The organism is Williamsia sp. DF01-3, from assembly GCF_023051145.1.
Taxonomy (GTDB): domain Bacteria; phylum Actinomycetota; class Actinomycetes; order Mycobacteriales; family Mycobacteriaceae; genus Williamsia.
Genome location: NZ_JALKFS010000005.1, coordinates 4,412,988 through 4,436,779 on the forward strand (window position 1 = coordinate 4,412,988; position 23,792 = coordinate 4,436,779).

Below are 23,792 nucleotides of genomic sequence, written 5' to 3' on the forward strand. Positions count from 1 at the left end.
CATCAGGACACTGAGTCGGGCGATGGGTTGCCCCACCTGGAGGCGATCGCTCCCCACGGATCGGCGAACCGGCCCGGCGTGTGGCGATACGGCGACTGAGCGCGCAGGTATCTGCGCATCGCCGGGGCGATCACCCGCAGCGGGTAACGCCTGACACCCACCCGATCGCGGGTCTCGGCGATGAGGTCTGCAAGCGTGTGCCGCTGGAATCCCAGGGCCGCCTGCGCGGAGCTGGTGTCCATCCAATCCGTGGCGAACCAGTCGCGGTCGCTGCCCGGATTTCCTGCCCTGCCGATGGGGAGTCCACCGGTGAGACCCATCGCCTCCGAGACAGCCGGAGCGAGGAAACCCTGTGTGATGCGGTGCGACTCGTCACCGCCGATCAGATAGATCTCCTTGCTCATCTGGCCGGTGGCGGCTGCGGCGAACGCATGGGCGACATCGCGCACGTCCACGGTCTGGATGCGGCCGTCCGTGGGCAGCAAGCCTTCGAAATAGATGAGGTCCTTGTCGATGTCCCAACGAGGTTCGGCGGTCAGTACCCCGCCCAGCCGCAAGATCACCCAGTCGAGATGCGAACCGGCGACGATGCTTTCGGCTTCGGCCTTGTGCGCGCCGTACAGGTCCGCCGGTGCCGACGCCAAATCCGGGGTGAGGACATCGTCCACCCGGTGTGGGTTCCGCGGCCCGTACACGGCCACGCTTGATGCCTGGATGAACCGCGGCGGGGATGGTTGGGCAACAGCGGCATCGACCAGGGACTGCGTGGCCGTCACGTTGACCTTGCGGGCGAGGTCAGGGCGCGCGTAGCAAGCGGGCGGGATGACTGCGGCCAAGTGCACGATGGCCGTCGGACGAACCGCGGACACAAGCGCATTCAGTGCGGCGGGATCGGTCAGGTCGGCCCATCTGACGTCGAGCCCGTTCCTGCCGGCGAGCCCGTTGCTGCCTCTGAGCCGAGCGGCCTTCTTGTGATTGGGCTCGATGTCGAGGTCGGTGGCCACCACATCGTGGCCACCGGCCAGCAGGGTGCGGACCAACTCGGCACCCACCAGGCCGAAAGCTCCTGTGACGAGTATGCGATCAGTTGACATCGACACACCTTTATCGCGGACTCGCGGGGCAGTTCCCCGCCGGACTCCACCATTAAAACATACAGGTGTCTGGACATGAGTCCATCCAGCCGATGTCGACCACGGCAGCGCAATCGGTAGCGTGGGCGAGGTGTCCGAGCCTTCCCCCTCGTCCCCGGCAGAGGTGCACGCCGTTCGCAGCATCTGGAGCGACCTGGACCTCCCCGGACTGATCGACGTCCACACCCATTTCATGCCGAAGTCGGTGATGGACAAGGTCTGGGCCTATTTCGATGCCGCCGGCCCGCTCGTCGGAAGGCCGTGGCCGATCACCTACCGCACCGACGAACAACAGCGAGTACAGACATTGCGCGATTTCGGGGTCACGACATTCACGTCGATGATCTATCCGCACAAACCCGACATGGCCGCCTGGCTCAACAGCTGGGCCGCGGAGTTCGCGTCGCACACCCCCGACTGTCTACGAACTGCCACCTTCTACCCGGAGCCCTCTGCACCGGCGTACGTCGACGCCGCGATCGAATCGGGCACATCGGTGTTCAAGGCGCACATCCAGGTCGGCGACTACAGTCCGCTCGACCCACTGCTCGATCCGGTGTGGGGATCCGTCGCCGATGCGGGGACACCGGTTGTCATCCATTGCGGATCAGGCCCGGCGCCGGGGACCTTCACCGGCCCGGAGCCCATCGCCGAACTGCTGCAGCGGTTTCCGGAGCTGACGTTGATCATCGCGCACATGGGCATGCCGGAATACGCGGACTTTCTTGATATCGCAAGCCACCACGAACGGGTTCATCTCGACACGACGATGGCATTCACCGACTTCGCTGAAGAGATGGCACCGTTTCCCGGCGACCGCAGGGCACAGCTGGCCGATCTGGGTCACCGCGTCCTGTGGGGCAGCGACTTCCCCAACATCCCCTACGGCTACGCGACGGCACTTCGTGCGGTCACCCGACTCGACATGGGCGACGAGTGGTTACGCCGGGTGCTGCACCACAACGCGTCGGAGTTGTTCGGTCTCGACTAGGCTCCGCGCGCCGCTCGCGCCGCGATCCGCGCCTGCACCTCGGGACGACGCAGAGGCGGAACGGTTTTGGGGGGTTGTCGCCGGGGCGGCAACGACTGGAGCAACTCTTGCGTCGCAGCGGTCACCCGCAGGACCGCGAGTTCGAACGCCTGCTGGTTCGCCTCGGACGGCTTCTGCACGCCGCTGACCTTGCGAACGTACTGGCGGGCCGCGGCCTCGATCTCAACGTCGGTGGCCGGAGGTTCGAGTCCACGAAGCTCAGTGATGTTGCGACACATTGTTTTCCACTCCCATTATTCCGATATCTTGACTACCGCCTTGCCGAGGACCTTGCCTGCCGCCAGGTCGTCGAGAGCCTGGGGCAGATCGGCCAGTTCATAGGTCACGTTCACCGGTGGCCGCATGCCGTCGGCGATCATGGTGGTCAGCTCCTGGTGGATCTGCGCCGGAAGTCCGGGGTGGGTGCGGACGTACTCGCCCCAGGCAGCTCCGACCACCGAGATGTTCCGGAACAGCACCCGGTTCAACTTGACCGTGGGGATACCGCCTGCCGCGAACCCGATGACCACGAACCGGCCGTCCGGGGCCACCTGACGCAGCGCCTCGTCGAACACCTCGCCCCCCACCGGGTCGATCAGGACGTCGACACCGTTGCCGGTGAGTTCCTTGATCCGCGAGCCCCAGCCTTCCTCGAGCTGAACCACCTCGTCGGCGCCCATCTCCCGCAGCATCTCTTCGGCACCGGTGCGATGCACGATGGCGATCACCCTGGCGCCCATTGCCTTTGCCACGCGGATGGTTGCCACGCCCACACCCCCGGCGCTACCGAGAACGCCGACGGTCTCACCCGGTTCGAGATGGGCACGTGTCTTCAGCGCGAACAGCGCGGTCTGGAAGTTGATGCCCATGGCGGCACCCTCGTCGAATGTGAGGCCGTCCGGGATGGGCAGCAATTGCTCGGGCGCCGCAGCCACCTTTTCGGCAAAACCGCCCACCACCGACATGACAAGAACCCGGTCGCCCACCGACAGGTCGGATCCCTCGGGCACCCACGACACGACACCCGCCACCTCGGTGCCCGGGGTGAACGGAGTCGGCACCCTGAGCTGGTACTTGCCCTGGCTCATCAGGAGGTCGGGGAAGCAGACGCCGCAGGATTTGATGTCGACCAGCACCTGGGTGCCGGTGGGTTCCGGATCCGGGACCTCGTTCAGGGACAATCCGCTCGGGCCGGTTTCTTCGGTGAGTATCTGCGCCTTCATAACGCACAACCCTACGCGGAGGCGCCGATAGGATCACCGGTATGACATCTGTATCCGAAACCCGAAACGACCAGCCGAGCGAACGGCACCTGCAGGCCGCGGCCGAGGCTCCCGGCTTCATGCCGATCGACGAGGCCGTCGCGCTGTACCGGGTTGCGCAGCAATACCTGTCGGCTCCCGACGCGGTAGGCATCGGGGTGGAGATCGGAACCTATTGCGGCAAGTCGACCGTCTTCCTCGGAGCCGCCGCAGAACCGACCGGCGCCACCATCGTCACCATCGACCACCATCGTGGCTCCGAAGAGCATCAGCCCGGCTGGGAGTACCACGACACCTCGCTGGTCGACCCGCACACGGGAACACTGGACACCTCGGCCCGGTTTCGGCGGACCATGTGGGACGCCGGTCTCGAAGAGACGGTGATCGGACTGCTCGCCACCTCGACGGCGGCGGCAAAGGTCTGGGGCCGGGCCGCGGACTTCGTGTTCATCGACGGTGGCCACAGCAGCGAAGCAGCCCAGAACGATCTCGCGGGGTGGGCACCGTGGGTGCGGGTGGGCGGCGCCCTGCTCATCCATGACGTGTTCCCGAACCCCGAGGACGGTGGCCGGCCACCGTTCGAGATCTACGAGAAGGCCCTGCAGACAGGGCAGTTCACGGAGGTCGGCGCGCAGGGGTCGCTCCGGGTGCTGCGTCGCGACAGCGGAACACCGGGTCAGCCGCTACCGGCCTGACCCCTGATCGCTGACGCCCGGCCATGGGCCTGGCGTCAGCGGTTCACCTTCTCGATCCGATGCAGAACGACATCGCCGAGGTCGCCATCGGCCACGCGAGCAGTCATGTACGTGCAATACGGCTGCCTGCGCCGGTCGGTGGGCGAACCGGGATTGAGTAGACGCAGACCCGTGCCCGTGGTGGTGTCCCACGGGATGTGGCTGTGACCGAACACCAGGACATCGGTGTCGGGGTACGCGATCGACATCCGTTTGTCCCGACCCACTGACGCGCCGGTCTCATGCGTGACCGTGAAACGCAGCCCGCCGAGGGTCACATCGGCGCGCTCGGGCATGCGCGAGCGAAGATCAGGGCCGTCGTTGTTCCCCCAGCACGCGATCAGTCGTTTCGCCCGGCGCTCGAGTGCTTCGAAGCTTGCCAGGTCGACCCAGTCACCGGCGTGGATCACCACATCCGCCCGGTCGACCTCGTCCCACACGACCGAGGGAAGGTCTTTGGCGCGCTTGGGGATGTGGGTGTCGGCCAGCAGCAACAGTTTCACGACCACAGTTCTACCGCCCGCGGCCGCGGTCTCACTCGGCGATCGGTCGATCGGAACCTTCGATCTACGCCTTCATCGGCCTGCCGACCACCCGGCAGTGGCGCGGTGGGCATCGCCGAGGATCTCCGCGCGATCCTCGCCGAGGACAAAACCACGCGCGATCGCCTCGTCGGCGGCAGCCGTGTACTGCTCGAGATACGCCTCGGGTGTGCCGTACATCGTGGTGAGTTCAGACGGGGACAACGGGACGGTGGACCCGAACAGCTGGCAGATCCGAGACGCCGTGGCCGTGCTGAACCCGCTGAGGACCGACGTCGGGACCTCCACGCTCGGGGTGCGCACTCCCCCGACGACGTTGCCCACCGCATCGGTGACGAACCGCGGAGTGGGCCCGGTGTCGTCCACCGCCATCTGCTCGGCGGCAGGCGGCTCGCGCCCGTCGCTCACCCAGGCAGCGAGATGACGCAGGGCGGCCCGGACGACAAAGCGTTGTTGGCCGTCGTTGACCGCGGTGGGACATCCCAGGAACGTCTCGAAATCACCGATCTGGAATCGGTCGGCGTGCGCACTGCCTGCGACTTCCCACAGTCGCAGTCGGGCCGAATCGTCTTGTCGGGCAGGGTGGTACCAGAGATGCCCCAAGATGTCGGTCTCGGTTTGCACGAGGATCACCGGGACGTCGAGATCGTCGCGGATTCGCACGGCTGGTGCACCCAGAGCGGCGACGAGATCGATGGCCCGGCCAGGTTCCCCGAGCGGCATGGGGGCGCCTGCCCGGCTGTGGATGACAAACCCGTCGACGAGACGGTCATGCGGCTGGACGCCGTTCGCATACGTGGTCATGGCGAGCGCGGACTGGGACTCACCGACCGCCAGCACCCGCTGGATGTCGAGGTGGGCCAGCGGGGTCGCAGAGCCGTTTCGCAAGGTGTCGATGATCTTCGAGAAGATCGAATAGCTGTAGCCGTCGCCGGGGTGATGCAGGCCGCCGTACCGCTCCGGGTCGGCACCGACCAGGCCCTTCGGCGCGCCATCACCGACGGCCACCGTCGCCGAGCCACCCTGCACGCCGGAGAACTGCGCCGACACCCCCACCCAGGCGTATCCGCCCCGGACGATCTCCTCGCTCAGGTAGGTGTAGTCGGGGGCCGCGTCCTGTCCGCTGCTGACGTTCAGCCACTCCACCACCAGCGTGCCGTTGAAGCGCTCGGCGTCGGCGGGCGCTCGCGTGACCACGCGGGTGATGAACTCGGCGTCATCGACCGGCTCGATGTCGAAACGGCCATCGGCCGGCAGGTCGGCGGCGGTGTACCTCGTCGCCACCCCCGACACCGCGTATTCACCCTCGTCATACCCGGCGCCGGCCAGGTCGGGGCCGGGCACCGCCGACATCAGCGACAGGCCGGCACCTCCGCTGAGCACCGCGAACTCGACGCCCATCAGGCGACCTTTCTGTAGCGACCGGGAGTCATCCTCATCGGTGGTGTCATGTCCGCGCATCCCCTCGTGCCGTGGTGGCCGGCGACCGGCCGATGCGCGAGAGTATCGCGTCGGCGATGGCCTCCGGATGCTCGTCGGGCAGCCAGTGCGAGGCATCTGGGATCTCGATGAAGTGGTAGTCGCCGCGCACGAACTCGCCGCAACGCTCGGCTCCGGCCCTCGCGATCGCGATGTCGCCCGAACTCCACACGAACGTGGTCGGTACGTCGACGACGGGAACGTCTTCACTCGCCGGGGTCTGAGCGCGGTACCAGTTCAGAGCGGCGGTCATCGCCCCGGGCGCGCTGAGGACCCGCACATGCTGGTCGGCCACATCACTGGGAACCGCATCCCCGAAACCCATCCGCAGCGCAGCGGCATCGTCGGCCAGCAGATTGAACTCGGGCTCATCCGGTATCTGGAAGTACTCCATGTACCCCGAACGCTCCCGCTGCTCGGGGTCTTCGCTCTTGGCCCACGCGAAAGCTGCGGGATGCGGCACGGATACGGCGGTCAGCGACGAGATCCGTTCGGGATGCCGCGCGGCCACGGTCCAAGCGACGGCAGCTCCCCAGTCGTGTCCCACGAGATGCACGGTGTCCAGCCCGAGTGCGTCACAGATGGCGATGACGTCCGCGACGAGTTCGTCGAGCTGGTAGGCGTCGACCTCGACGGGGCGGGCGCCGGCCGAGTAACCGCGCTGATCAGGTGCGATCGTCGCGTAACCGGCGTCCCGCAGCAGGTCGGCAACAGCTCTCCAGGATGCTCGCGATTCGGGGAACCCGTGCAGCATCAGCACAGTCCCTGCCGGCGGTGACTCCGGCCGCGACACCGAGATGTCGAACGTCAGATCACCGACGGTCACCTGCTCCGGCGTGGTCCCGCCGCCGTTTGCCCCATTGGTCACCTGCGGCAGTCTACTGAGCACGCTCCGTCCCACCAATGATTTGCACAGTGCAAACACTCTGCGAAAGCGGTTGCGCCACTTGACACTCAGACGCGGGATTCTCGTTGACAGTACCGCGCTGCTGTGAACTAATGACGGAACAAATGTGACGTGGGTCGCATCGATGGCCGGTGCGTGCACCGGCCGTGATCGGGGAGCGAACATGCGGGCAGCTGTGGTCGACACCGGAACGTTCTCGGTGTGCGAGGTCGACGATCCCACACCCGGCCCCGACGATCTGATCCTCGAGGTGAGCGCGTGCGGCATCTGTGGATCAGACATCAAGACCGCCCCCTTTCTGCCCGCGGGAACGATCATGGGACACGAGTTCTCCGGCACCGTTGTCGCTGCCGGGCGCGATGTCGCCGCTCGGTGGCAGATCGGAACGCCGGCGACCGCGATGCCCGTGAGCGGTTGCGGCACATGCCTTTCCTGCGTGTGCGGGGACGTGGCCCGATGCACGCGGGTCGAGGCGTTCGGCCTGGGTGGACGCGCCGGCGGATTCGCGGAGTACATCCGGGTCAGCGCCCGCGAGACGGTTCGATTCGACGGCGCACCCACCGCGGTCGGCGCGGTCACCGAGCCTCTTGCCGTGGGGTTGCACGCCGTTGCCCGCGGAGCCATCAAGCCCGGCCATCGTGTGCTGATCGTCGGCGCGGGGCCGGTCGGTATCGCCATCCTGCTCTGGGCAGTCCGCCAAGGCGTCGACGAGATCGTGGTGTCCGATCCGGTCGCCTCCCGGCGTACCTCCGCGGTCCTCTATGGCGCATCCTCGGTTGTTGATCCCACCGCCGATCACCCAGGTGAGGGTTTCGACGTCGTCTTCGAATGTGTGGGGTCGCGCGGGATGATCGCCGCCTGCCTCGAATCCGTTGCACCCCGCGGCCGGATCGTGGTGGCCGGAGTGTGCCTCGAAGAGGACGGCTTCATGCCCGTCGCCGGCGTGGTGAAGGACATCGACATGAGCTTCGTCTCGTACTACACCAGACAGGAGTTCACCCTCGCCGCAAAACTGTTGCAGCACAGCAGGATCGACGTCTCCGACTTCATCACCGGCCGCGGCGGGCTCGACGACCTCGGCCGGCTGATCACCGAACTGGGGTCGCCGTCGAATCAGCAGAAAGTACTCATCGAACCGCAGCAGGTGCTGGTCGGCTGACCGGCACCAGTGAGAACACAGGAGCCATCATCAGTAACCACAGCAAGGTCTCGCTTGTCATCGGCGGCGCCTCCGGAATCGGACTCGCAACCTCTCGACTACTGGCCGCAGGCGGTGACACCGTTGTCCTGGCCGACGTCAACGCCGAGCAGGCCGCACAGCGGGCAACCGAGATCGGCCCATCGGTCACCGCCAAGCGGCTCGACGTGACGGACGAGGATTCCGTCGACCGCGCCTTCACCGAGATCGTGGCTGAACACGGCCAGCTCCACAGCGTCGTCAACTGCGCCGGCCTCACGATCCCCGGCGCCATCGCCGACCTGGCCCTGGCCGATTGGCAGACCACCATCGATGTCTGCCTCACCGGGGCGTTCCTGGTGACCAAACACTCGGCCAGACACCTCGCGGACGGCGGCAGCCTGATCACCATCGCATCGCTGAACGGCAGGCAGCCGGGAACGGGTATGGCAGCGTACTGCGCCGCGAAAGCCGGCGTGCTGATGCTGACCGAGGTCGCGGCCCTCGAGCTGGGCGAGCGGAAGATCCGGGTCAACGCGATCTCTCCCGGCCTGGTCGACACCCCTCTCGTTGCGGGTCTGGCCCTGGTCCCTGGTCTCACCGAGGACTATATCGAGAACACACCCCTCGGCCGCAGTGGACAACCGGAGGAAGTGGCGGAGATGGTCGCATTCCTTGCCTCAGACCGGGCGTCGTGGGTGAGCGGAGCTGCCTTCGATCTCAACGGCGGCGCACACACCCGCAGATATCCCGACATCCTCAAACACGTGGCAGCAATGGGTGTTTGATGGTCAGACGTTCACCCCAGACCGAACGATTGGTGGAGATCGTCGAGTACTTGGCCGACCGCCCCACCGACGGGCGCAGCCTGGCCGATATCTCTCGAACCCTGGGGGCCGACAAGGCGACATTGTTCCCGATGCTGACCGAGCTGACCCGGGTGGGCTGGGTGGTCAAACACCCGACCAAGAAGACCTACCGGCTCGGACCCCGGCTCGCCCCCGTGGGTGATTCGGCGAGGATCGCCGTCAACGCGATCGCGCCGGCCCGTAAACCCATGTCGCGGTTGGCCATCGAGTCGGGCAACGTGTGCTGCCTGATCGTGCCGTCCGGCGGCGACCTCGTGGTCGCCGAGGTGGCCCATCCCGAACCGGACGACCGCCCGCTCCTCGGTGTGCGAGCCGGGGACAAGATCACCCATCGGCCGCCGCTGGGTTCGGTCTTGGTGGCGTGGGCAGACGACTTCGCCATCACCGCGTGGCTGGACCGCAATCCCGTTGTCGCCGAGGACTCGAGCCGGTATCGGGCGGTGCTCGACCTCATCCGGAACCGGCGTTTCGCGGTGGAGCAGTACCCGCCGGAGCCCGCAGCCTTCCGCGACGTGGCGGTCTCGGCGACATCCATTGCCTACGGTTCCGAGCGCGCATCCCGGTTCACCCGAGGCCAGGAGGAACGACTCAACGTGGAGATGCTCGTCGGTGAGATAGACGACGCCCAGCTCTACCGGCCGCTCTCGGTCAATTCACCTGTCTTCGACCGCGAGAGAACGGTCGTCGGATCGCTGTGCCTGCTCGACGTGCCGGAAGCGATCACCGGTGGCGAACTCCGCGACATCGGACATCGGTTGCGGGACACCGCAGACGACATCACCGCCGAGCTGGGTGGAGTGGTACCGGGGTGAGCACTGCGCGCGATCCGCAGGCGCATCCATCGGTCGGGACTGCCGTCATCGGAGCCGGGTTCTCCGGCATCGCCGTGGCTCTGAAGCTGCAGGCTGCCGGTGAGGGCGACTTCGTGGTCTACGACAAGGCCGACGCCGTCGGGGGTACATGGCAGGCCAACACGTACCCGGGTGCCGCCTGCGACGCACCTTCTCATGTCTACAGCTTTTCGTTTGCCCAGCAGGTCGACTGGTCTCGGCGCTTCGCGCCCGGTCCGGAGATCCGCGATTATCTTCAGCGCTGCGTCGACGAGGCCGGGATCACCGAACGGTTCCGCCTGGGCGTGGGCGTCACGTCCGCGACGTGGCGCGACGACCGGTGGGAGCTCGAGCTGACCGACGGCTCCCGGGTGGACGCGCAGGTTGTGGTCTGTGCGACAGGCCAACTCGACATCCCGGTCGTTCCCGACATCGACGGTCTGGAGACGTTCTCCGGCCCGGCCTTTCACACTGCGCGATGGCGGCACGATGTCGATCTGGCCGGGAAGCGGGTCGCCGTCATCGGCACAGGGGCCAGCGCCGTACAGGTGATCCCGGCCATCGCAGAGGAGGTCGAACACCTCACCGTCTTCCAGCGCTCCGCTCCGTTTGTGTTCCCGAAACCGGACGGTTCGTACGGTCCCGGCATCCGCGCGGTGTACCGGCGCTATCCGCTGCTCAGGAGCGCCGCCCGACAACTGATGTGGCTCTACCTCGAGTTCTTCGGCATGTTCTTCTGGCGATGGCCCCGGATGCTCACCTCTCTGGCCCTGATCCACCGAATCATGTTGCGGCACACAGTGCGTGATCCAGTCTTGCGTACAGCGCTCACTCCGGACCACCGGATCGGATGCAAACGGATCCTGATCGCGGACGGCTACCACGAGAGCCTGCAGCGTCCGAATGTCACCGTGTCCACCGACACGATCATCGGTGTCCGGCCCGGTCGGGTCGAGACCGATGCCGGACCATGTCCGATCGACGTTCTGGTCTTCGCCACGGGCTTTGCCACGTCCGGTTTTGCCGGCAGCGTGTCGTTCACCGGACGTGACGGATTGACACTGCACGACAAGTGGGCCGGCGCGCCCGAGGCCTACCTGGGACTCTCGGTGCCCGACTTCCCCAACCTCTTTTTCATGTACGGCCCCAACACCAATCTCGGCTCGGGGTCGGTGATCTACCTGATGGAGGCCCAAGCCGACCACGTCGTCGCTGCGGTCAAGCGTCTGCGGCGCGGCGCCGTCAGCGTCCTCGAAGTGCGCCGAAAAGTGTTCACCGACTTCATGACCGCGGTGCGCACGGGGCAACCGGGCACGGTGTGGGCGTCGGGATGCGACAGCTGGTACAAGCAGGCGGACGGGCTCGACACCCACAATTGGCCCTGGTCCATGTCTCGATACCGGCGGATGACCCGCAGGGTGGGCCCGGAGGTGTACGGCGTCTAGTGCACCGCCGTGCTGGCGATGTCGTAGGAGGTGCCGCGCGCCTCACGGATCCACAGTTCACCGGTGCCTGGGGTCGGCCCTTCGGCCACCAGTGCACGCTTGAGCACCTTGTTCGTCGCGGTGGACGGCAGATCGTCTGCCACTCGCACGTAACGCGGCCACGCCTTGGGCGATAGGTCGGGCTGGGCAGCCAAGAACTCCTCGAACCGCTCCGGGGTGAGCGTGGCGTCGTCCTGCAGCACGATCGCGGCCATCACCTGGTCACCGACCGCGACGTCGGGAACCGCGTACACAGCAACCCGATTGAGCTCTGGTAGGCGCAGCAAGATCCGCTCGATGGGTGCGGCAGCCATGTTCTCTCCGTCGACCCGCATCCAGTCAGCGGTACGGCCGGCGAGGTAGATCCACCCATCGGCATCGCGGTAGGCCAGATCTCCGGACCAGAACATCCCGTGACGCATCCGATCCTCCGTGGCGCCGGGGTCGTTGTAGTAGCCCGAGAAGAATCCTGCCCCTTCGAGATTGACCAGTTCACCGACCGCCTCATCGGCATTGGCCAGCGCACCCGATTCGTCGAACTGCGCCACGGCACATTCTTCGATGGTGGTGGAGTTGTAGATCGCGACCCCCGGAAAGCCCTTACCGATCGACCCCAGGGGCGTGCCCTCTTCGCGGGTGATGATCACAGCACTCTCGGTGGAGCCGAAACCGTCCCAGACGGTGCAGCCGAAACGCCGGCCGAACTCGATGATGTCGCGGTCGGTTGCCTCGTTGCCAAAGGCCACCCGGAGCTGGTTGTCTGCATCGTCGGGTCGCTCTTCGGTGGCCAGCACGTACGCCAGCGGCTTGCCGACGTAGTTCATGTACGTTGCGCCGTACCGCCGGATGTCGTCGACGAAGCGTGATGCCGAGAACGTGGCCGGAGCCATGGCGGCCCCGGCGTTGACGGCCACACTCCAGCCGGCGAGCACCGCGTTGGAATGGAACAGCGGCATGGAGAGGTAACACGTGTCGGCCGGACCCAGTTCGTACTTCTCCGTGAGCATCTGACCCGCGAACAGCACCATCATGTGAGCCACCTGAACCGCTTTGGGATCACCGCTGGTTCCCGAGGTGAAGATCATCATGAAGGTGTCGGTGACCTGCGCCTCGTGGTGCGGGACAAGAGGTCCCGCGTCGCGCTTGAGCTGGGTCCACTCCGCCGAGTCCGTGGTGAAGACCCGCACGCCCGGCAATGACAGACCGTCCAGGAGTGGCAGGTGTTCGGCGTCGGTGATCAGGATCTGGCAGTCCGCACGCACGATGTCGGCAACCAGCCCCGGACCCCGCCGGGTGTTGTTGATGCCGCACAGGACGTAGCCGCCCAGACCTGCAGCCGCCATGGCGCTGAGCATGTCCGGGGTGTTGGCCAGCAGCACACCCACGTGCAGGGGGCGCTCCTTGTCGGCGACGCCGATCAGCGCCGATGCCTGCGCTTCGGCGTCGGCGATGTGTTCGCTCCAGGTCCACGTCTGGTCGCCGTACTTCACCGCCACATTCGTGTCGTCAGCGCGTTGACGGAGAAGTTGCTGAATCGTGTCGGCCATCGTTACCTCGATCTGTTCGGAACTGGACGTTTATCGGACTCGGCTGCGGCGTCAGCCGGCGGCCACGGGTTCGGCGGCAGCGGAGGACTTGTGCCGGGGTTCGTCGTTCGCCGGTGCCGCAAGGTGTCGGCGGAGAAACGAGATCTGATGGGCCACAGCCGATTCGAAGCAGTCCTGACCGGGCCACACACCGAAGTGGTCGCACGGATAGTGGCGCACCTCGGCCCGCGCCGTGAACGCCGCCTTGCCCGCGGCGTGCGGGGGTGCACTGCGGTCGAAGTCCGCCACCTGCACCAGCACGGGGCACCGCACATCCTTGGCCGACTTGTCGGCCCGGAGGCGACCCAGCTCGAGCCCGATGCTCGCGTCGATCTCGTTGCGCCAGCTGGGCCCCGCGATGGCCATGTAGTCCGCGTAAGAACCGTCCAGTGTCAGAGCTGCGACCTCGCCCGGGCTGCCCACGATCGGCATCATGACCCCGTCGCCGCCTCGAAACCCTGACAGTCGGCTGCGCACTCCTGCCGCAGTGGATTTCGCGATGGCCGAGACGGGGTGATGCGCGAAGGCGAGCCGGCCGGCGGCGGCGCCGTTCACCAGCGGTGTGAGCGAGACGACCGCGCAGACGTCGTCTCGGCCCGCGGCTGCGGTCAACACGTGTCCCCCGGAAAGCGAGACCCCCACAGCACAATCCGGTTCGGATCCACACCCGGCAGGGCGGCCGCGGTTGTCATCGCGGCGCGGTAGTCGTCGATCTGGCCGCTGATCGACACCGTCTGTCTCGGTGAGCCGTCGGAGTCACCGAACCCGCGGTAGTCGAACGCCAAGACGTCCATACCTGCCGCGGCAATCTTCTCGGCGAAAGGCGCGAGTCCGGAATCCTTGGTGCCGCCCAACCCGTGCGCCATCACCACCACCGGCCTGCCGGCCGGGCCATCGAGCGCATCAGTGGTCGCGGTGAAGTGCCAGGCAGCGCAACGGGTCCCGCCCGACTCGAAGCTGACGTCACTGAGAGTGTTCTCGGTTGAGCTCATCTCAGGACACCCCCGCCCATGCCGGTGCACCCAATTCTCGGGCACGGCGCAACCCCGTCGGCAATTCCTTCACCCTCATGTCGTGCTCGTAGATGAAGAAATCGACCTGCTGCGTGTGTCGCGGGCGATCGAGCATGTGGCCGGTGTACTTCTGCTGGTCGCTGATGATGACCTCTTCCATTTCGGCCACCGGCGGCAGCCGGTAGCGACCGGCCGCGTACGCCGCGACGAGGCGGGACTGGCACTCGACAAACGGGAACAACGTGGGTGTCGACTGGGCGAATCCGACAAACGCCAGGTCGTCTATACCCGGCTTGAACATCCGCTTGTACAGCGGGATGTGGTTGTCGGGAGCGCTCACGAAGTCCTCGTCGAAGAACGGGAAGGTGATGTTGTACCCCGTGGCGTAGACGATGATGTCGAAGTCGGACTGAGTGTTGTCGTCGAAATGCACTGTGGCCCCGTCGAGGCGACTGACATTGGGCTTGGGGATGACATCGCCCGAGCCGAGCCGCAACGGGAGTTCCACCGACTGCGTCGGATGCGCCTCGAAGAACTTGTGATTGGGAGTGGGCAACCCGAAGTTCTCCGGCCGCCCCGCACTGAGCGGCTGGCCGAGCTGCACCAGCTTTCGCTGCCATGACAGCGGGATGTGGGGACTGGTCTTGAAGTACTTGTCCGCAGGTCGGCCCGCGATGTACTTGGGGACGATCCAGGCACCGGACCGGGTGGACAGCGTCACATGGTTGCTCAATGCCTTCGACGACAGCTCCACCGCGATGTCGGCCGCGCTGTTGCCGATACCCACCACCAGGATCCGCTTGCCGGTGAACGAGAGCGGGGTCTGCGGATCGACGTAGTGGTGGGCGTGAATCGACTCACCGGTGAACTCGCCGGGAAAGTCCGCCATGCGCGGGTCCCAGTGGTGCCCATTGGCAACCACCAGGAAATCGAACAGCCTCGTCTGCCCGTCCTGCGTCTGCAGTTCCCAGCCCCCGGAGTCCAGACGCCGGGCATGCTTGACGCCGTTCTCGAACTCGATGTTGTCCTTGAGGTCGAACGCCTCGGCATAGTCCTCGAGATACGACTTGATCTGCGTGTGGTGCGGAAAGTCCGGGTAGTGCTCCGGCATCGGGAAGTCACGGAAAGACAGCCGGTGTTTCGAAGTGTCGATGTGCAGCGAGCGGTAAGCGCTACTGTGCCCGTTGGGGTTTCCGAACGCCCAATTGCCGCCGATCCGGTCGGACATCTCGAAGCACGTGTACGGCACGCCGTAGTCGGCCAGCATCTTGCCGGCGGTCAGACCGCTGATTCCGGCGCCGATGATGGCGGTGGTGGGTCCTGGCATAGCGGCTCCTAGCGAGCGAAGTAGACAGAAACTAGAATCTGTTCACACGGAGAGTACACAGAATCGAGAATCTGTCTACGCGTTTTGGTACGTTTGCCCCTGCCCGGCCGACAACAGCGAGGACCCATCGCCCGTGACCGACACCGCCGATACCCGCAGTGTGCACGACCGGCTTCTCGATGCCGCCGAACAGTGCCTGGCTGCCAAAGGCATTCGCGCGACCACCGTGCTCGAGGTCGCCGAGGTGGCCGGTGTGTCGCGGGCATGGCTCTATCGCCACTTCCCGGACAAATCGGCGTTGCTGGGCGGCGCAATCGTCCGATTGAACGAGACCTTCTGGGCGGATTCGCACTCCACGCTGGCCGAGGTGGAGGGATTCGACCAGCGGGTGGCCGCCGGCGTGCGCATCGGCCGCAGCGCATACGACGCTCCCGGAGCCTTGTTGATGAAGTTGCGGGTCAATGAGCCCGAGGAGTTCGCGGCCTGTGCGGGCGCGGGCGTGCAGGGCCTGGTTCCCGACCTCGCCGAGTTCTGGCGGCCCTACCTCGAGATCGCCCGGGAGAATCACGAACTCCATCCCGACATCGACATCGTCGAGGCCTCGGAATGGGTGGCGCGTTCGCTCATCAGCATCGCGACCGTTCCCGGCGACACACTCGACCCCGACGACGATGCGGCTGTGCTGAGTTACATCCGCCGATACGTGCTGCCCGGCTTACAGTCCGGCCCGACCTGAGACAATCCCGGCGCCTCCGTGGCGACCGGGCGAAACGAGGAGTTCTTCATGTCGAAATCTGTCCTGGTTGTCATCGGCGTGGGCGGCATGGGTGAGGCGATAGCGAGGCGCTTGGGCACCGGCCGTCCGGTTGTCCTGGCCGACTTCGACGTCGACAGACTCGAGTCGCTCGGAGAATCGTTGCAACACAATGGCTACGACGTCCACACGCAACAGGTCGATGTCAGCGACCGCGAGTCACTCAGCCGCCTCGCCGATTTCGCCCTCGGCCTCGGCTCGATCACCGGGCTTGTCCACACGGCCGGTCTCTCCCCCGCCCAGGCCCCGGCCGCGCGGATCATCGAAGTGGATCTCGTCGGAACGGCGCTGTCGCTGGATGTGTTCGGCGGTGTGATCGAGGAGGGTGGCGCCGGCGTCTACATCGCCAGCGTTGCCGGCCACATCCTCGGTGCCGCGGTCGACGAAGAGGCAGCAAAGATGATGGCAACAGCGCCCATCGACGAATTGTCCGCAGCCAAAATCCTTGACATCACGGGCCTGCCGGATGATCTGACCCGGGCCCTGACCTACGGCTATTGCAAACGCGGCAATCAGCTACGGGTCCAGTACGCAGCGCCGGTATGGGCTCGGCGCGGCGCCAGGGTGAACTGCATCAGCCCCGGCGTCATCGCCACCGCCATGGGCTGGACCGAGTTCAACGCCTCGTTTGCGCATCAGGCGTACGAGGCGATGGTGAATCAATCTGCTGCCGGCCGTTTCGGCACCGCCGAAGACGTGGCTGCCGCTGCCGAGTTCCTGCTCGACCCTGTGAAGGCCGGCTTCATCACCGGTACCGACCTCCTCGTCGACGGAGGCGTGGTCGCCGGGGTCAAGAGTGGCGAGTTGTTGTTGGGGTAGGAACTTCGGCCGAGAAATCTACGCCCGGCGGCCGTCGACTCAGTCTGTCCACCCGTGCGGCCGTGTGGTGAATGTTTGCCCGTATTGGGTTGTCCAGGTGATGGTTCGGTCCGAGTGCATTCGGGCGATCCAGTAGCCGAGTGTTTTGCGTTTGTGGTCGGGGCGGCAGATGGCGCCGAGGTTTTGTTCGATGGTCCAGCCGCCTGATCGGGGGTCGGCGTGGTTGAACGGGATCATGTGGTCGATTTCGCATTCGGATGCTGGTGTGGAGCATCCTGGGGTGCGGCAGGTGCCGTCGCGCGCGATGATCGCTTCGCGTAATGCTTGTGATGGTTGATAGGTGAGTGCGCCGGGTGGTGGTTCGGTGAAAGTGCCATGACCGTTCGGTGGTAGTAACCCTTGCGGCGGGGCGGTGATGCCGGGTTGCCGGTGTCGTCCTCGGGCAAATTGGCCGGCTTCCCGGAACAAGCCCTGCCACGTCGCGTCAGCGGCGAGCTCACGCGCCAACGCAGGGTCGATCACGCCGTAACCGTCTATGGTGGGGACGTGGCCGATCAGGCCGGCCAAGGTGGCTGCGTCGGTGTGTATCTTGACTGTCGGCTTGGGTGGGGCGGGTAGGGGTTCGCGGTGCTTTTCGGGGCATTGGTCGCGTTCGCAGGTGCAGTCGAGGTATGTGTGTCCGCGCATGACGGCGACGAAGGCGTCGGCGCGTTGTTGGTGGGGTTGGCGGTGGTCGCGGCTGCAGACGGTGCCGGTGACTGCGGTGATTCGTGCGTCGAGTTCGGCGGCTTCGGCTGCGGTGATGGTCGCGGAGATGTGGGCGAGGCCGTTGAGGTCGCGGGAGGAGCGGTAGTCGCTGTGCGGTTCCATCGCTTTGCGTCGTTCTGCTGCCCCGTCGGGGTCGGCAGCGATGACCATGCGGTCGAGTTCGTTGCGCAGGACTGAGCGTGAGAGTCCCTGCTGGGCAATCAGTATGGCTTCGGGTTCGACGCGGGCGAGTAACTCGTCGTCGAGGCCCTGGAGTGCGGTGACGATCTCGCGGACGTGGGTGAATCCGATGTCGCCTTCTTCGAACGCTGTCCTCGTCGCGTGGAATCGATCGCGTAGTTGTAGGCCATTGTCGATATAGACGCCGGCCATCGTGCGTGAAACATCTAGCAGCATGGACACTTCGACGACTGGGATGCGTGCGGCCTTGTCCAGGTCCCCGGAGATTGCGAGTTCTTCATTCACCCGCAGTGTCGCAAGCTCGACGACATCCGCGATCGTTTGCGCGAACCGACGATTCACCTCGCGTGGAACAGCTCTCAATCCCTCGGCCAACTGTGTGACTCGAGTTCCCCCTCGACCAACAACATACGACCATTTTAGCAACGGGGTCTGACACGTACCGCTGAGCGAATTGCGTTGTGGCACACAGGGTACCACTCGCTCACACAAGTGGCTTGAGTCAATCGGTTCCGGCGATCACGGCCAACTGGCCGCCCGCCGCAACTGCTCCCACAAGTTAGCTCAGGTCGCTCGTGCCACCGCATGACGGTTCCGGATCAGGGGCAGATCCGCGATGGTGACAAATCCCGGTGGTGCGGCGACCACTGCGGCCACCGAGTTGACAGCCTGGCTGGCCGTGGCGACGCTGGCCGCGTTCACGTGTTCTGCGAGGGAGACATCACGAACGAAACTGGCCAGTGTGACAAAGTGGGCCTGAGCCGATGGGGTGCCTTCGAGTGTGATCGTCCAACCATGTTGGGGCGCGGGCCAATCCGAAGGCGGACGCTCCCCTACCGTCCACACGGCCTCCACCTCGACGCGGATGTGTCCCGCTGAGCGACCGGTCCAGCGCCACCACTGACCTGCCACCGTGCCGGCCTTGAGCGTGCGACCGAAGACCTCGTGGTCGACGGACGCCGGGATCACCTGCAGGTCGGTCACCACCTCGTCCAGGTCGAGGCCCAGTGCGTCCCCCACGAGCCACACCTGTTCTCGGAACAGGTCACTGGTGAACTTCAGGCTCTTGCACTCCGGTGTCACCTCGCCGACCGGACTTCCGAACTTCATCTGGTCGAACGTTATGTCCAGACTTTCGTACACCGACCAGTCGGCCCGCTCCTGAACTTTCACGTTCGTGATGTCGCGCGTCAGCCCGGACAATGCCAAAGGCAACACCACACCGAGGTTGCCGGGGTTGAGGCCGGTGCCGTGCAATGACGTTCCGCCCACCTCACAGGCCTTGCGCAGGCGATCCTTGTCAGGACCGTCAGCACGCGCGGTGTGAAAGCCGAATGATGTTGTCACGACGTTCTTCCCGGACGCCAAAAGTGCGCACACGTCATCGATCGACGGACTGCGGGGTGTGTAGAGGACACAATCGGCATCCGACTGCAACACCTCGTCGAAGCTGGTGGTCGCGCTGACGCCCACCGTCGACCGGCCGGCCAACACACCGGCATCGACACCATGCTTGTCGCTCGAGTACACCCTGACGCCGGCCAGTTCGAGGTCGGGATGGTCGAGAATGCCGCGCAAGGCCTCGACACCCACTGCCCCGGTGGCCCATTGGATCACGCGCGTCTTGCCCTCAGCGGCGTCCGGCATCAGCCGACCGTCAGCTCGTCGGGGATTCGGCTGCCAACGCGATGGTGCCGAGATCTCGGATAGCCGCGCACGATCGAGCCACCATCGCCGCGAACATCCGGTCGCCACGATCGGTGCGACTTCCGTATGCGCATCCGAACACCGACACCAGCGGGCCCTGGACCATCGCGAACCGGTAGTCGTCCCAGCACGCGTCGAGGTCGTAGTCGGTCACACCCTGAGTCACAAGCGCTTTGTGGTAGTCCGCAACCAGTGCCGATTCGTGGGTGCGCCGCTGCTGTGGTGAGAGGCTGGTGCCCAGAAAGTATGCGAGATCGCGTGCCGGCAGCGCCAAACTCAATGTCTGCCAATCGATTGCCGACACTCCCGGCCCGCCGTCCGGAGGAAAGAGCAGATTGTCGAGCCGATAGTCGCCGTGTACCAGACCGAAGCGTTCGGCTCGCCCCAACGTCCAGGCCTCGCAGACGTCCACGCATTCCCACAACGTCCGGCGATCCTCCTCGGCGATCAGGTCACCGAGCGCCTCGACGAAGATCTCCGTCGCAGGACCGTAGAGCTCGGCCATCATTTTGGCATCGTCGGGGCCGTTGATGGACATCCCGTCGATGTCGAGCAGAGTCGGGTCGCACCACCGAGGGCCGTGGAGGCCGGCGAGATTGATCACGGCGTCGCGGGCCTGATCCACAGTGCAGCCTGCCAGCTGATCGCCCTGCTCGGCCGGACTCATGTCTTCGAGCAGCAGCGTGAAGTCCGCACCGGTCTCCGATGACGCCGAGTAGAAGCACCGCGGAACCCGGATCGCGACGGTGTCGGCGATCAGAGTGTAGAACCGGACCTCAGAACGGTAGACGCCCGCGAGCATCTCCCGGGTTGCCGGATCTGACGCAGGCAACTTCGCGAGAAGCCGTTCCGGCACATCGCTTCCGGTGAGGTTCAACCGGTAGCACGTACCGATCTGGCCCGTCCCGACCGCAGCGGCGTCTACCGAATCGACCTCTCGGCCCAGTGCTGCCGACACCCAGCCTGCGGTCAGATCTTCGGCGGAGGTCACGATCTCGGTGATCACGGCAAGGCCCTTCCGGGGTTGGCGGGCAGGCGGTCGAATCGATCACCTGGGCGGATGGAGCGCCAGGCATCGAGCACCGGCGCGAGCTCGGTCGGGGTGGCGCCGTGCAGGATCACACTGTCGGCGCCTGCGGTGAACTGGTCTGCGATTCGGTTGGCGCACTGGGCCGCATCGCCGGTGGCCGAGGCAGCAAGCCAATGCTCAGGAAGCAAGGCGCTGATCCTGGACAGGTCGTCGACAGTACCCACGGCATCAAACGCCCCCGAAAAGCCCTGCACAAACGGATCATTCCGGAATCGCTCGAGGTCGGCCAGGTCCCAGCCGTTCGAGCGGACCAGCACCTCACCGTAACCCTGCAGATAGGTCGCCAGCCGGCCGACGAGTTTGCGAAGTCGCAACTCCTCGGGGATCGATTCCTCGACGGTCGCAAGCACCGACCAGATTCGGATCGCCGCCGGATCCCGGCCGCTCTCGGCCGCCGACTCGCGGATGATGGCCACCGAACGATGGAGTGTCTCGTCGCTGAAGAACGTATGCAGCACAACGCCGTCCGCGATCCGCCCCGCCAGCTTGAGGGTCTGGTCACCGATCGCCATCAACATCAACGGGATGTCTTCGTCGAACGACGCATCCTGCATCAGGAACGGATACTTCCCCGCCGGGCCATCGTGTCCGACAACCGCCTCGCCCTTCCACAGGGTGCGGTAGATGCCGGCCGCGTCTTCCATCTGTGCGGAGGTGACCCGGGGAACGCCCATCACATCGAACAGGAGATTGAAACCCCGCCCGAGTCCGAGCGCATAACGACCGCCGGTGAGCCTGTGCATCGACGTTGCCATCGTCGCCGTCACCAGCGGATGCCTGGTGTTGTGATTTGTTGCCGCGGTGGCGATCCCGATGTTCCGGCTCACCGCACCCGCGGCGCCGGCCAGCACCGCAGCATCTTTGACGTTGAACCGTTCGGACAGGAAGACCGAGCCGAGACCCAGCTTTTCCGCCTGCTGAACCTCGTCGACAAGATCGTGCGGGCTCGCAGAATGTCCGGCCAGCCCGTAACAACCGAGTTCGGGAAACTCCGGGGCCTCGACGACCCGCTCGGTGGTCATACCGTCGCCGGGCTCAGTCCCAGTTTCCCGGCCAGTTTGGTCAAGTAGGCGCCGGCACGTTCTTCGCTGTCGTCGGGCACTCCGTACAGAACAGTCGTGACGCCCAGTTCGCGCCACTTGTCCAGCTTCTCGGCCACCGGCTTGAAGTCGAGCACCACGATCTGCGGATCACCCTCGCGACCGGCGTCGGCCCAGATCTGCTTGAGCAACACCACCGACGCCTCGATGTCCTGCTCGCCCGGCGTGGTGATCCAGCCACCCGCGCTCTTGGCGATCCACTTGAAGTTCTTCTCGTTGCCCGCGGCTCCGACGAGGACGGGCGGCGACGGCTGCTGGACGGTTTTCGGCCATGCCCAGCTGGGACCGAAATTCACGAACTCCCCGGCGAACTCGGCTTCGTCCTGCGACCACAACGCGGTCATGGCTTCGATGTACTCGCGCAGCATCGTGCGACGGCGCTTCGGCGGCACGTGGTGGTCGGAGAGTTCGTCGAGGTTCCAACCGAACCCGACACCGAGGGTGACCCGGCCACCCGACAGATGGTCCAGCGTCGCGATGATCTTGGCCAGGGTGATCGGGTCGGACTGGACGGGCAGCGCCACCGCGGTACCGAGCCGGATCCGGCTGGTCACCGCCGCCGCCCCACTGAGCGACACCCACGGGTCGAGGGTGCGCATGTAGCGGTCGTCGGGCAGCGACGAGTCGCCGGTCTGTGGGTGAGCGGCATCCCGCTTGGTGGGGATGTGACTGTGCTCCGGTACGAAGTACGCGTCGAAACCGGCGTTTTCCACCAAAGGTGCCAACGTGGCCGGAGCCAAGCCCCGGTCGCTGGTGAACTGGACGATCCCGAAGTCCATCGTGCCTCCTGCTGCAGCTCCAAACCGGTCATGGACCGGTGCCTGGACACCAGTCTAGGCAGACAGACAGTAACACGTTCTATATTTGGCCAACTTGTGCAGACCTGGGCCGTCCGCAAGCGGATCGGCGTCGCGGAAGATCCCGTTGGCAGGCGTCGTACGGCTCAGCGCGTCCACCGCCAGCACCACCGCCGCCGAGGTCCAGCAGCTTTTCTCCACCGGCCACCGCTTGCCGTCGGCGAACACCAGACCGGTCCAGTACGAGCCGTCCGGGTCTCGCAGATGCTGCATGTCCGAGAGCAGGGCGGTCGCGTCCTCGACGTCACCGAGTGCATCAAGAGCCAAGACCAGCTCACACGTCTCGGCGCCGGTCACCCACGGGCGATGATCGACACAACGGATGCCCAGGTCGGTGACAACGAAGTCGTCCCACCGCTGGGCGATCAGTTCCTGCCCGGCACGGCCGCGGACGGCACCGCCGAGCACCGGGTAGTACCAGTCCATCGAGTACTCGGACTTCGGGGCGAACAGTTCGGGGTGGCTCTGCAGCGCGTGGCCGAGCCTGGTTTGCGCAGCCTCCCACGCCTCGGCCGGCTGGCCCAGCTCCTCGGCGATCGATACCGCGCATCCGAGTGCCTGGTGGATGCTCGAGTTCCCCGTGATGAGAGCCTCGTGATAGATTCCCGGATACGTACCGGACGACTGATCGGGCAGTGGATATGTCGCGCCCCAGTAGATCTGGCCATCGGGCGCCTGGAACTTGATCACCAGGTCGATGGCCGAGCACACCATCGGCCACATCTTCTGCAGGAACCGGTCATCACCGGTGATCAGGTAGTGATGCCACACCCCGACCGCCACGTAGGCGCAAAAGTTGCTGTCGGTGTTGTGGTCGGTCACAGTGCCCAGCACGGTGCGGATCGCCCACGACCCGTCCCCGCGCTGGGTACGCCTTGACCATTCGTACGCCGCCTCTGCCTCGGCGATCAAGCCGGTGGCGCTGAGCGCCATCGCCGACTCGATGTGGTCCCAGGGGTCGGTCTGACCGCCTGGGAACCAGGGCATCGCGCCGGTGCTTTCCTGCATCGCCGCGATCGCCCGCCCGGTGGCCAGGCATTCTTCGGCGCTGATCAGGTCCGCGAGTTCAGGGATCGGCGTCATG

General features: G+C 65.7%; 22 protein-coding genes and 1 pseudogene. 8 read left to right on the forward strand and 15 right to left on the reverse strand.

The window, feature by feature from the left end; translation table 11 throughout:
• Positions 1-2 precede the first annotated feature (2 nt).
• Positions 3-1,094, reverse strand: coding sequence for an NAD(P)-dependent oxidoreductase (locus MVA47_RS22790; RefSeq protein WP_247209976.1), 1,092 nt, complete (start codon positions 1,092-1,094; stop codon positions 3-5).
• 130 nt (positions 1,095-1,224) lie between these two features.
• Here MVA47_RS22790 and MVA47_RS22795 point away from each other — a divergent pair, with 130 nt between their 5' ends.
• The gene (locus MVA47_RS22795; protein WP_308280590.1) at positions 1,225-2,124 is read left to right on the forward strand and encodes an amidohydrolase family protein; all 900 of its coding nucleotides are present in this window, start codon (positions 1,225-1,227) and stop codon (positions 2,122-2,124) included.
• Here MVA47_RS22795 and MVA47_RS22800 read toward each other — a convergent pair.
• Positions 2,121-2,402 carry a DUF2277 domain-containing protein gene (locus MVA47_RS22800; RefSeq protein WP_062798993.1) on the reverse strand — a complete coding sequence of 94 codons (282 nt, stop codon included), beginning with the start codon at positions 2,400-2,402 and terminating at the stop codon, positions 2,121-2,123. The genes MVA47_RS22795 and MVA47_RS22800 overlap by 4 nt on opposite strands.
• A 15-nt stretch (positions 2,403-2,417) precedes the next feature.
• Positions 2,418-3,386 (reverse strand): NADPH:quinone oxidoreductase family protein, encoded by a 969-nt coding sequence (locus MVA47_RS22805; protein WP_030165052.1) that lies wholly within the window; start codon positions 3,384-3,386, stop codon positions 2,418-2,420.
• Positions 3,387-3,427: 41 nt separating this feature from the next.
• Here MVA47_RS22805 and MVA47_RS22810 point away from each other — a divergent pair, with 41 nt between their 5' ends.
• Positions 3,428-4,120, forward strand: coding sequence for a class I SAM-dependent methyltransferase (locus tag MVA47_RS22810; protein WP_247209977.1), 693 nt, complete (start codon positions 3,428-3,430; stop codon positions 4,118-4,120).
• 35 nt (positions 4,121-4,155) lie between these two features.
• Here the strand turns inward: MVA47_RS22810 and MVA47_RS22815 are convergent, their stop codons facing one another.
• The 3 genes from MVA47_RS22815 to MVA47_RS22825 all read right to left on the reverse strand — a co-directional run bounded on the left by MVA47_RS22815 (position 4,156) and on the right by MVA47_RS22825 (position 7,048).
• A complete protein-coding gene (locus MVA47_RS22815) occupies positions 4,156-4,662 on the reverse strand; it encodes a metallophosphoesterase (protein WP_247209978.1) in 507 nt (168 codons plus the stop codon).
• A gap of 72 nt (positions 4,663-4,734) precedes the next feature.
• On the reverse strand, positions 4,735-6,162 hold the full coding sequence (locus MVA47_RS22820; RefSeq protein ID WP_308280591.1) for an alpha/beta hydrolase domain-containing protein: 1,428 nt from the start codon (positions 6,160-6,162) through the stop codon (positions 4,735-4,737).
• A complete protein-coding gene (locus MVA47_RS22825) occupies positions 6,149-7,048 on the reverse strand; it encodes an alpha/beta fold hydrolase (protein ID WP_247209979.1) in 900 nt (299 codons plus the stop codon). Before MVA47_RS22825 ends, MVA47_RS22820 begins: the two co-directional genes overlap by 14 nt.
• Before the next feature lie 145 nt (positions 7,049-7,193).
• Between MVA47_RS22825 and MVA47_RS22830 the strand changes: the two genes are divergently transcribed.
• From MVA47_RS22830 to MVA47_RS22845, 4 genes are read left to right on the forward strand one after another with little or no spacing between them, the layout of a single operon-like run.
• Positions 7,194-8,246, forward strand: coding sequence for an alcohol dehydrogenase catalytic domain-containing protein (locus MVA47_RS22830; protein WP_308280592.1), 1,053 nt, complete (start codon positions 7,194-7,196; stop codon positions 8,244-8,246).
• Positions 8,247-8,275: 29 nt separating this feature from the next.
• Positions 8,276-9,052, forward strand: coding sequence for an SDR family NAD(P)-dependent oxidoreductase (locus tag MVA47_RS22835; protein ID WP_247211028.1), 777 nt, complete (start codon positions 8,276-8,278; stop codon positions 9,050-9,052).
• Complete coding sequence (locus tag MVA47_RS22840) at positions 9,052-9,945, forward strand: IclR family transcriptional regulator (RefSeq protein WP_247209980.1); 894 nt, start codon at positions 9,052-9,054, stop codon at positions 9,943-9,945. The genes MVA47_RS22835 and MVA47_RS22840 overlap by 1 nt, the downstream gene beginning before the upstream one ends.
• Positions 9,942-11,408 (forward strand): NAD(P)/FAD-dependent oxidoreductase, encoded by a 1,467-nt coding sequence (locus tag MVA47_RS22845; protein ID WP_247209981.1) that lies wholly within the window; start codon positions 9,942-9,944, stop codon positions 11,406-11,408. Before MVA47_RS22840 ends, MVA47_RS22845 begins: the two co-directional genes overlap by 4 nt.
• Here the strand turns inward: MVA47_RS22845 and fadD1 are convergent.
• The 3 genes and pseudogenes from fadD1 to MVA47_RS22860 all read right to left on the reverse strand — a co-directional run bounded on the left by fadD1 (position 11,405) and on the right by MVA47_RS22860 (position 15,373).
• Complete coding sequence (gene fadD1 / locus MVA47_RS22850) at positions 11,405-12,994, reverse strand: fatty-acid--CoA ligase FadD1 (RefSeq protein ID WP_247209982.1); 1,590 nt, start codon at positions 12,992-12,994, stop codon at positions 11,405-11,407. The genes MVA47_RS22845 and fadD1 overlap by 4 nt on opposite strands.
• Before the next feature lie 51 nt (positions 12,995-13,045).
• Positions 13,046-14,025 (reverse strand): annotated as a pseudogene (locus MVA47_RS22855) (alpha/beta hydrolase).
• Position 14,026: 1 nt separating this feature from the next.
• A complete protein-coding gene (locus MVA47_RS22860) occupies positions 14,027-15,373 on the reverse strand; it encodes an NAD(P)/FAD-dependent oxidoreductase (RefSeq protein ID WP_247209983.1) in 1,347 nt (448 codons plus the stop codon).
• A gap of 133 nt (positions 15,374-15,506) precedes the next feature.
• On the opposite strand from MVA47_RS22860, the gene MVA47_RS22865 reads away from it, so the two are divergent.
• Positions 15,507-16,109 (forward strand): TetR/AcrR family transcriptional regulator, encoded by a 603-nt coding sequence (locus MVA47_RS22865; RefSeq protein ID WP_247209984.1) that lies wholly within the window; start codon positions 15,507-15,509, stop codon positions 16,107-16,109.
• A 48-nt stretch (positions 16,110-16,157) separates the two neighbouring features.
• A complete protein-coding gene (locus MVA47_RS22870) occupies positions 16,158-17,006 on the forward strand; it encodes an SDR family oxidoreductase (protein WP_247209985.1) in 849 nt (282 codons plus the stop codon).
• Positions 17,007-17,045: 39 nt separating this feature from the next.
• Here the strand turns inward: MVA47_RS22870 and MVA47_RS22875 are convergent, their stop codons facing one another.
• The 6 genes from MVA47_RS22875 to MVA47_RS22900 all read right to left on the reverse strand — a co-directional run bounded on the left by MVA47_RS22875 (position 17,046) and on the right by MVA47_RS22900 (position 23,791).
• A complete protein-coding gene (locus MVA47_RS22875; protein ID WP_247209986.1) occupies positions 17,046-18,329 on the reverse strand; it encodes an HNH endonuclease signature motif containing protein in 1,284 nt (427 codons plus the stop codon).
• 189 nt (positions 18,330-18,518) lie between these two features.
• Positions 18,519-19,601 carry a dihydrodipicolinate reductase gene (locus MVA47_RS22880; protein ID WP_247209987.1) on the reverse strand — a complete coding sequence of 361 codons (1,083 nt, stop codon included), beginning with the start codon at positions 19,599-19,601 and terminating at the stop codon, positions 18,519-18,521.
• 10 nt (positions 19,602-19,611) lie between these two features.
• On the reverse strand, positions 19,612-20,667 hold the full coding sequence (locus MVA47_RS22885) for a phosphotransferase (RefSeq protein WP_308280593.1): 1,056 nt from the start codon (positions 20,665-20,667) through the stop codon (positions 19,612-19,614).
• Positions 20,664-21,773, reverse strand: a complete 1,110-nt coding sequence (locus MVA47_RS22890) for a TIGR03857 family LLM class F420-dependent oxidoreductase (RefSeq protein ID WP_247209988.1) — start codon at positions 21,771-21,773, stop codon at positions 20,664-20,666. Before MVA47_RS22890 ends, MVA47_RS22885 begins: the two co-directional genes overlap by 4 nt.
• Positions 21,770-22,630 (reverse strand): LLM class F420-dependent oxidoreductase, encoded by an 861-nt coding sequence (locus MVA47_RS22895; protein ID WP_023954162.1) that lies wholly within the window; start codon positions 22,628-22,630, stop codon positions 21,770-21,772. Before MVA47_RS22895 ends, MVA47_RS22890 begins: the two co-directional genes overlap by 4 nt.
• A 54-nt stretch (positions 22,631-22,684) precedes the next feature.
• The gene (locus MVA47_RS22900; RefSeq protein ID WP_247209989.1) at positions 22,685-23,791 is read right to left on the reverse strand and encodes a prenyltransferase; all 1,107 of its coding nucleotides are present in this window, start codon (positions 23,789-23,791) and stop codon (positions 22,685-22,687) included.
• Between the last annotated feature and the right edge of the window lies 1 nt (position 23,792).

What these genes read in the sequence shown, in the direction of transcription:
- MVA47_RS22790 (WP_247209976.1), bottom strand. Translation starts at nt 1,094, where the DNA reads ATGTCAACTGATCGCATACTCGTCACAGGAGCTTTCGGCCTGGTGGGT.
- MVA47_RS22800 (WP_062798993.1), bottom strand. Translation starts at nt 2,402, where the DNA reads ATGTGTCGCAACATCACTGAGCTTCGTGGACTCGAACCTCCGGCCACC.
- MVA47_RS22805 (WP_030165052.1), bottom strand. Translation starts at nt 3,386, where the DNA reads ATGAAGGCGCAGATACTCACCGAAGAAACCGGCCCGAGCGGATTGTCC.
- MVA47_RS22810 (WP_247209977.1), top strand. Translation starts at nt 3,428, where the DNA reads ATGACATCTGTATCCGAAACCCGAAACGACCAGCCGAGCGAACGGCAC.
- MVA47_RS22820 (WP_308280591.1), bottom strand. Translation starts at nt 6,162, where the DNA reads ATGCGCGGACATGACACCACCGATGAGGATGACTCCCGGTCGCTACAG.
- MVA47_RS22840 (WP_247209980.1), top strand. Translation starts at nt 9,052, where the DNA reads ATGGTCAGACGTTCACCCCAGACCGAACGATTGGTGGAGATCGTCGAG.
- fadD1 (WP_247209982.1), bottom strand. Translation starts at nt 12,994, where the DNA reads ATGGCCGACACGATTCAGCAACTTCTCCGTCAACGCGCTGACGACACG.
- MVA47_RS22860 (WP_247209983.1), bottom strand. Translation starts at nt 15,373, where the DNA reads ATGCCAGGACCCACCACCGCCATCATCGGCGCCGGAATCAGCGGTCTG.
- MVA47_RS22870 (WP_247209985.1), top strand. Translation starts at nt 16,158, where the DNA reads ATGTCGAAATCTGTCCTGGTTGTCATCGGCGTGGGCGGCATGGGTGAG.
- MVA47_RS22880 (WP_247209987.1), bottom strand. Translation starts at nt 19,601, where the DNA reads ATGCCGGACGCCGCTGAGGGCAAGACGCGCGTGATCCAATGGGCCACC.
- MVA47_RS22890 (WP_247209988.1), bottom strand. Translation starts at nt 21,773, where the DNA reads ATGACCACCGAGCGGGTCGTCGAGGCCCCGGAGTTTCCCGAACTCGGT.
- MVA47_RS22895 (WP_023954162.1), bottom strand. Translation starts at nt 22,630, where the DNA reads ATGGACTTCGGGATCGTCCAGTTCACCAGCGACCGGGGCTTGGCTCCG.
- MVA47_RS22900 (WP_247209989.1), bottom strand. Translation starts at nt 23,791, where the DNA reads ATGACGCCGATCCCTGAACTCGCGGACCTGATCAGCGCCGAAGAATGC.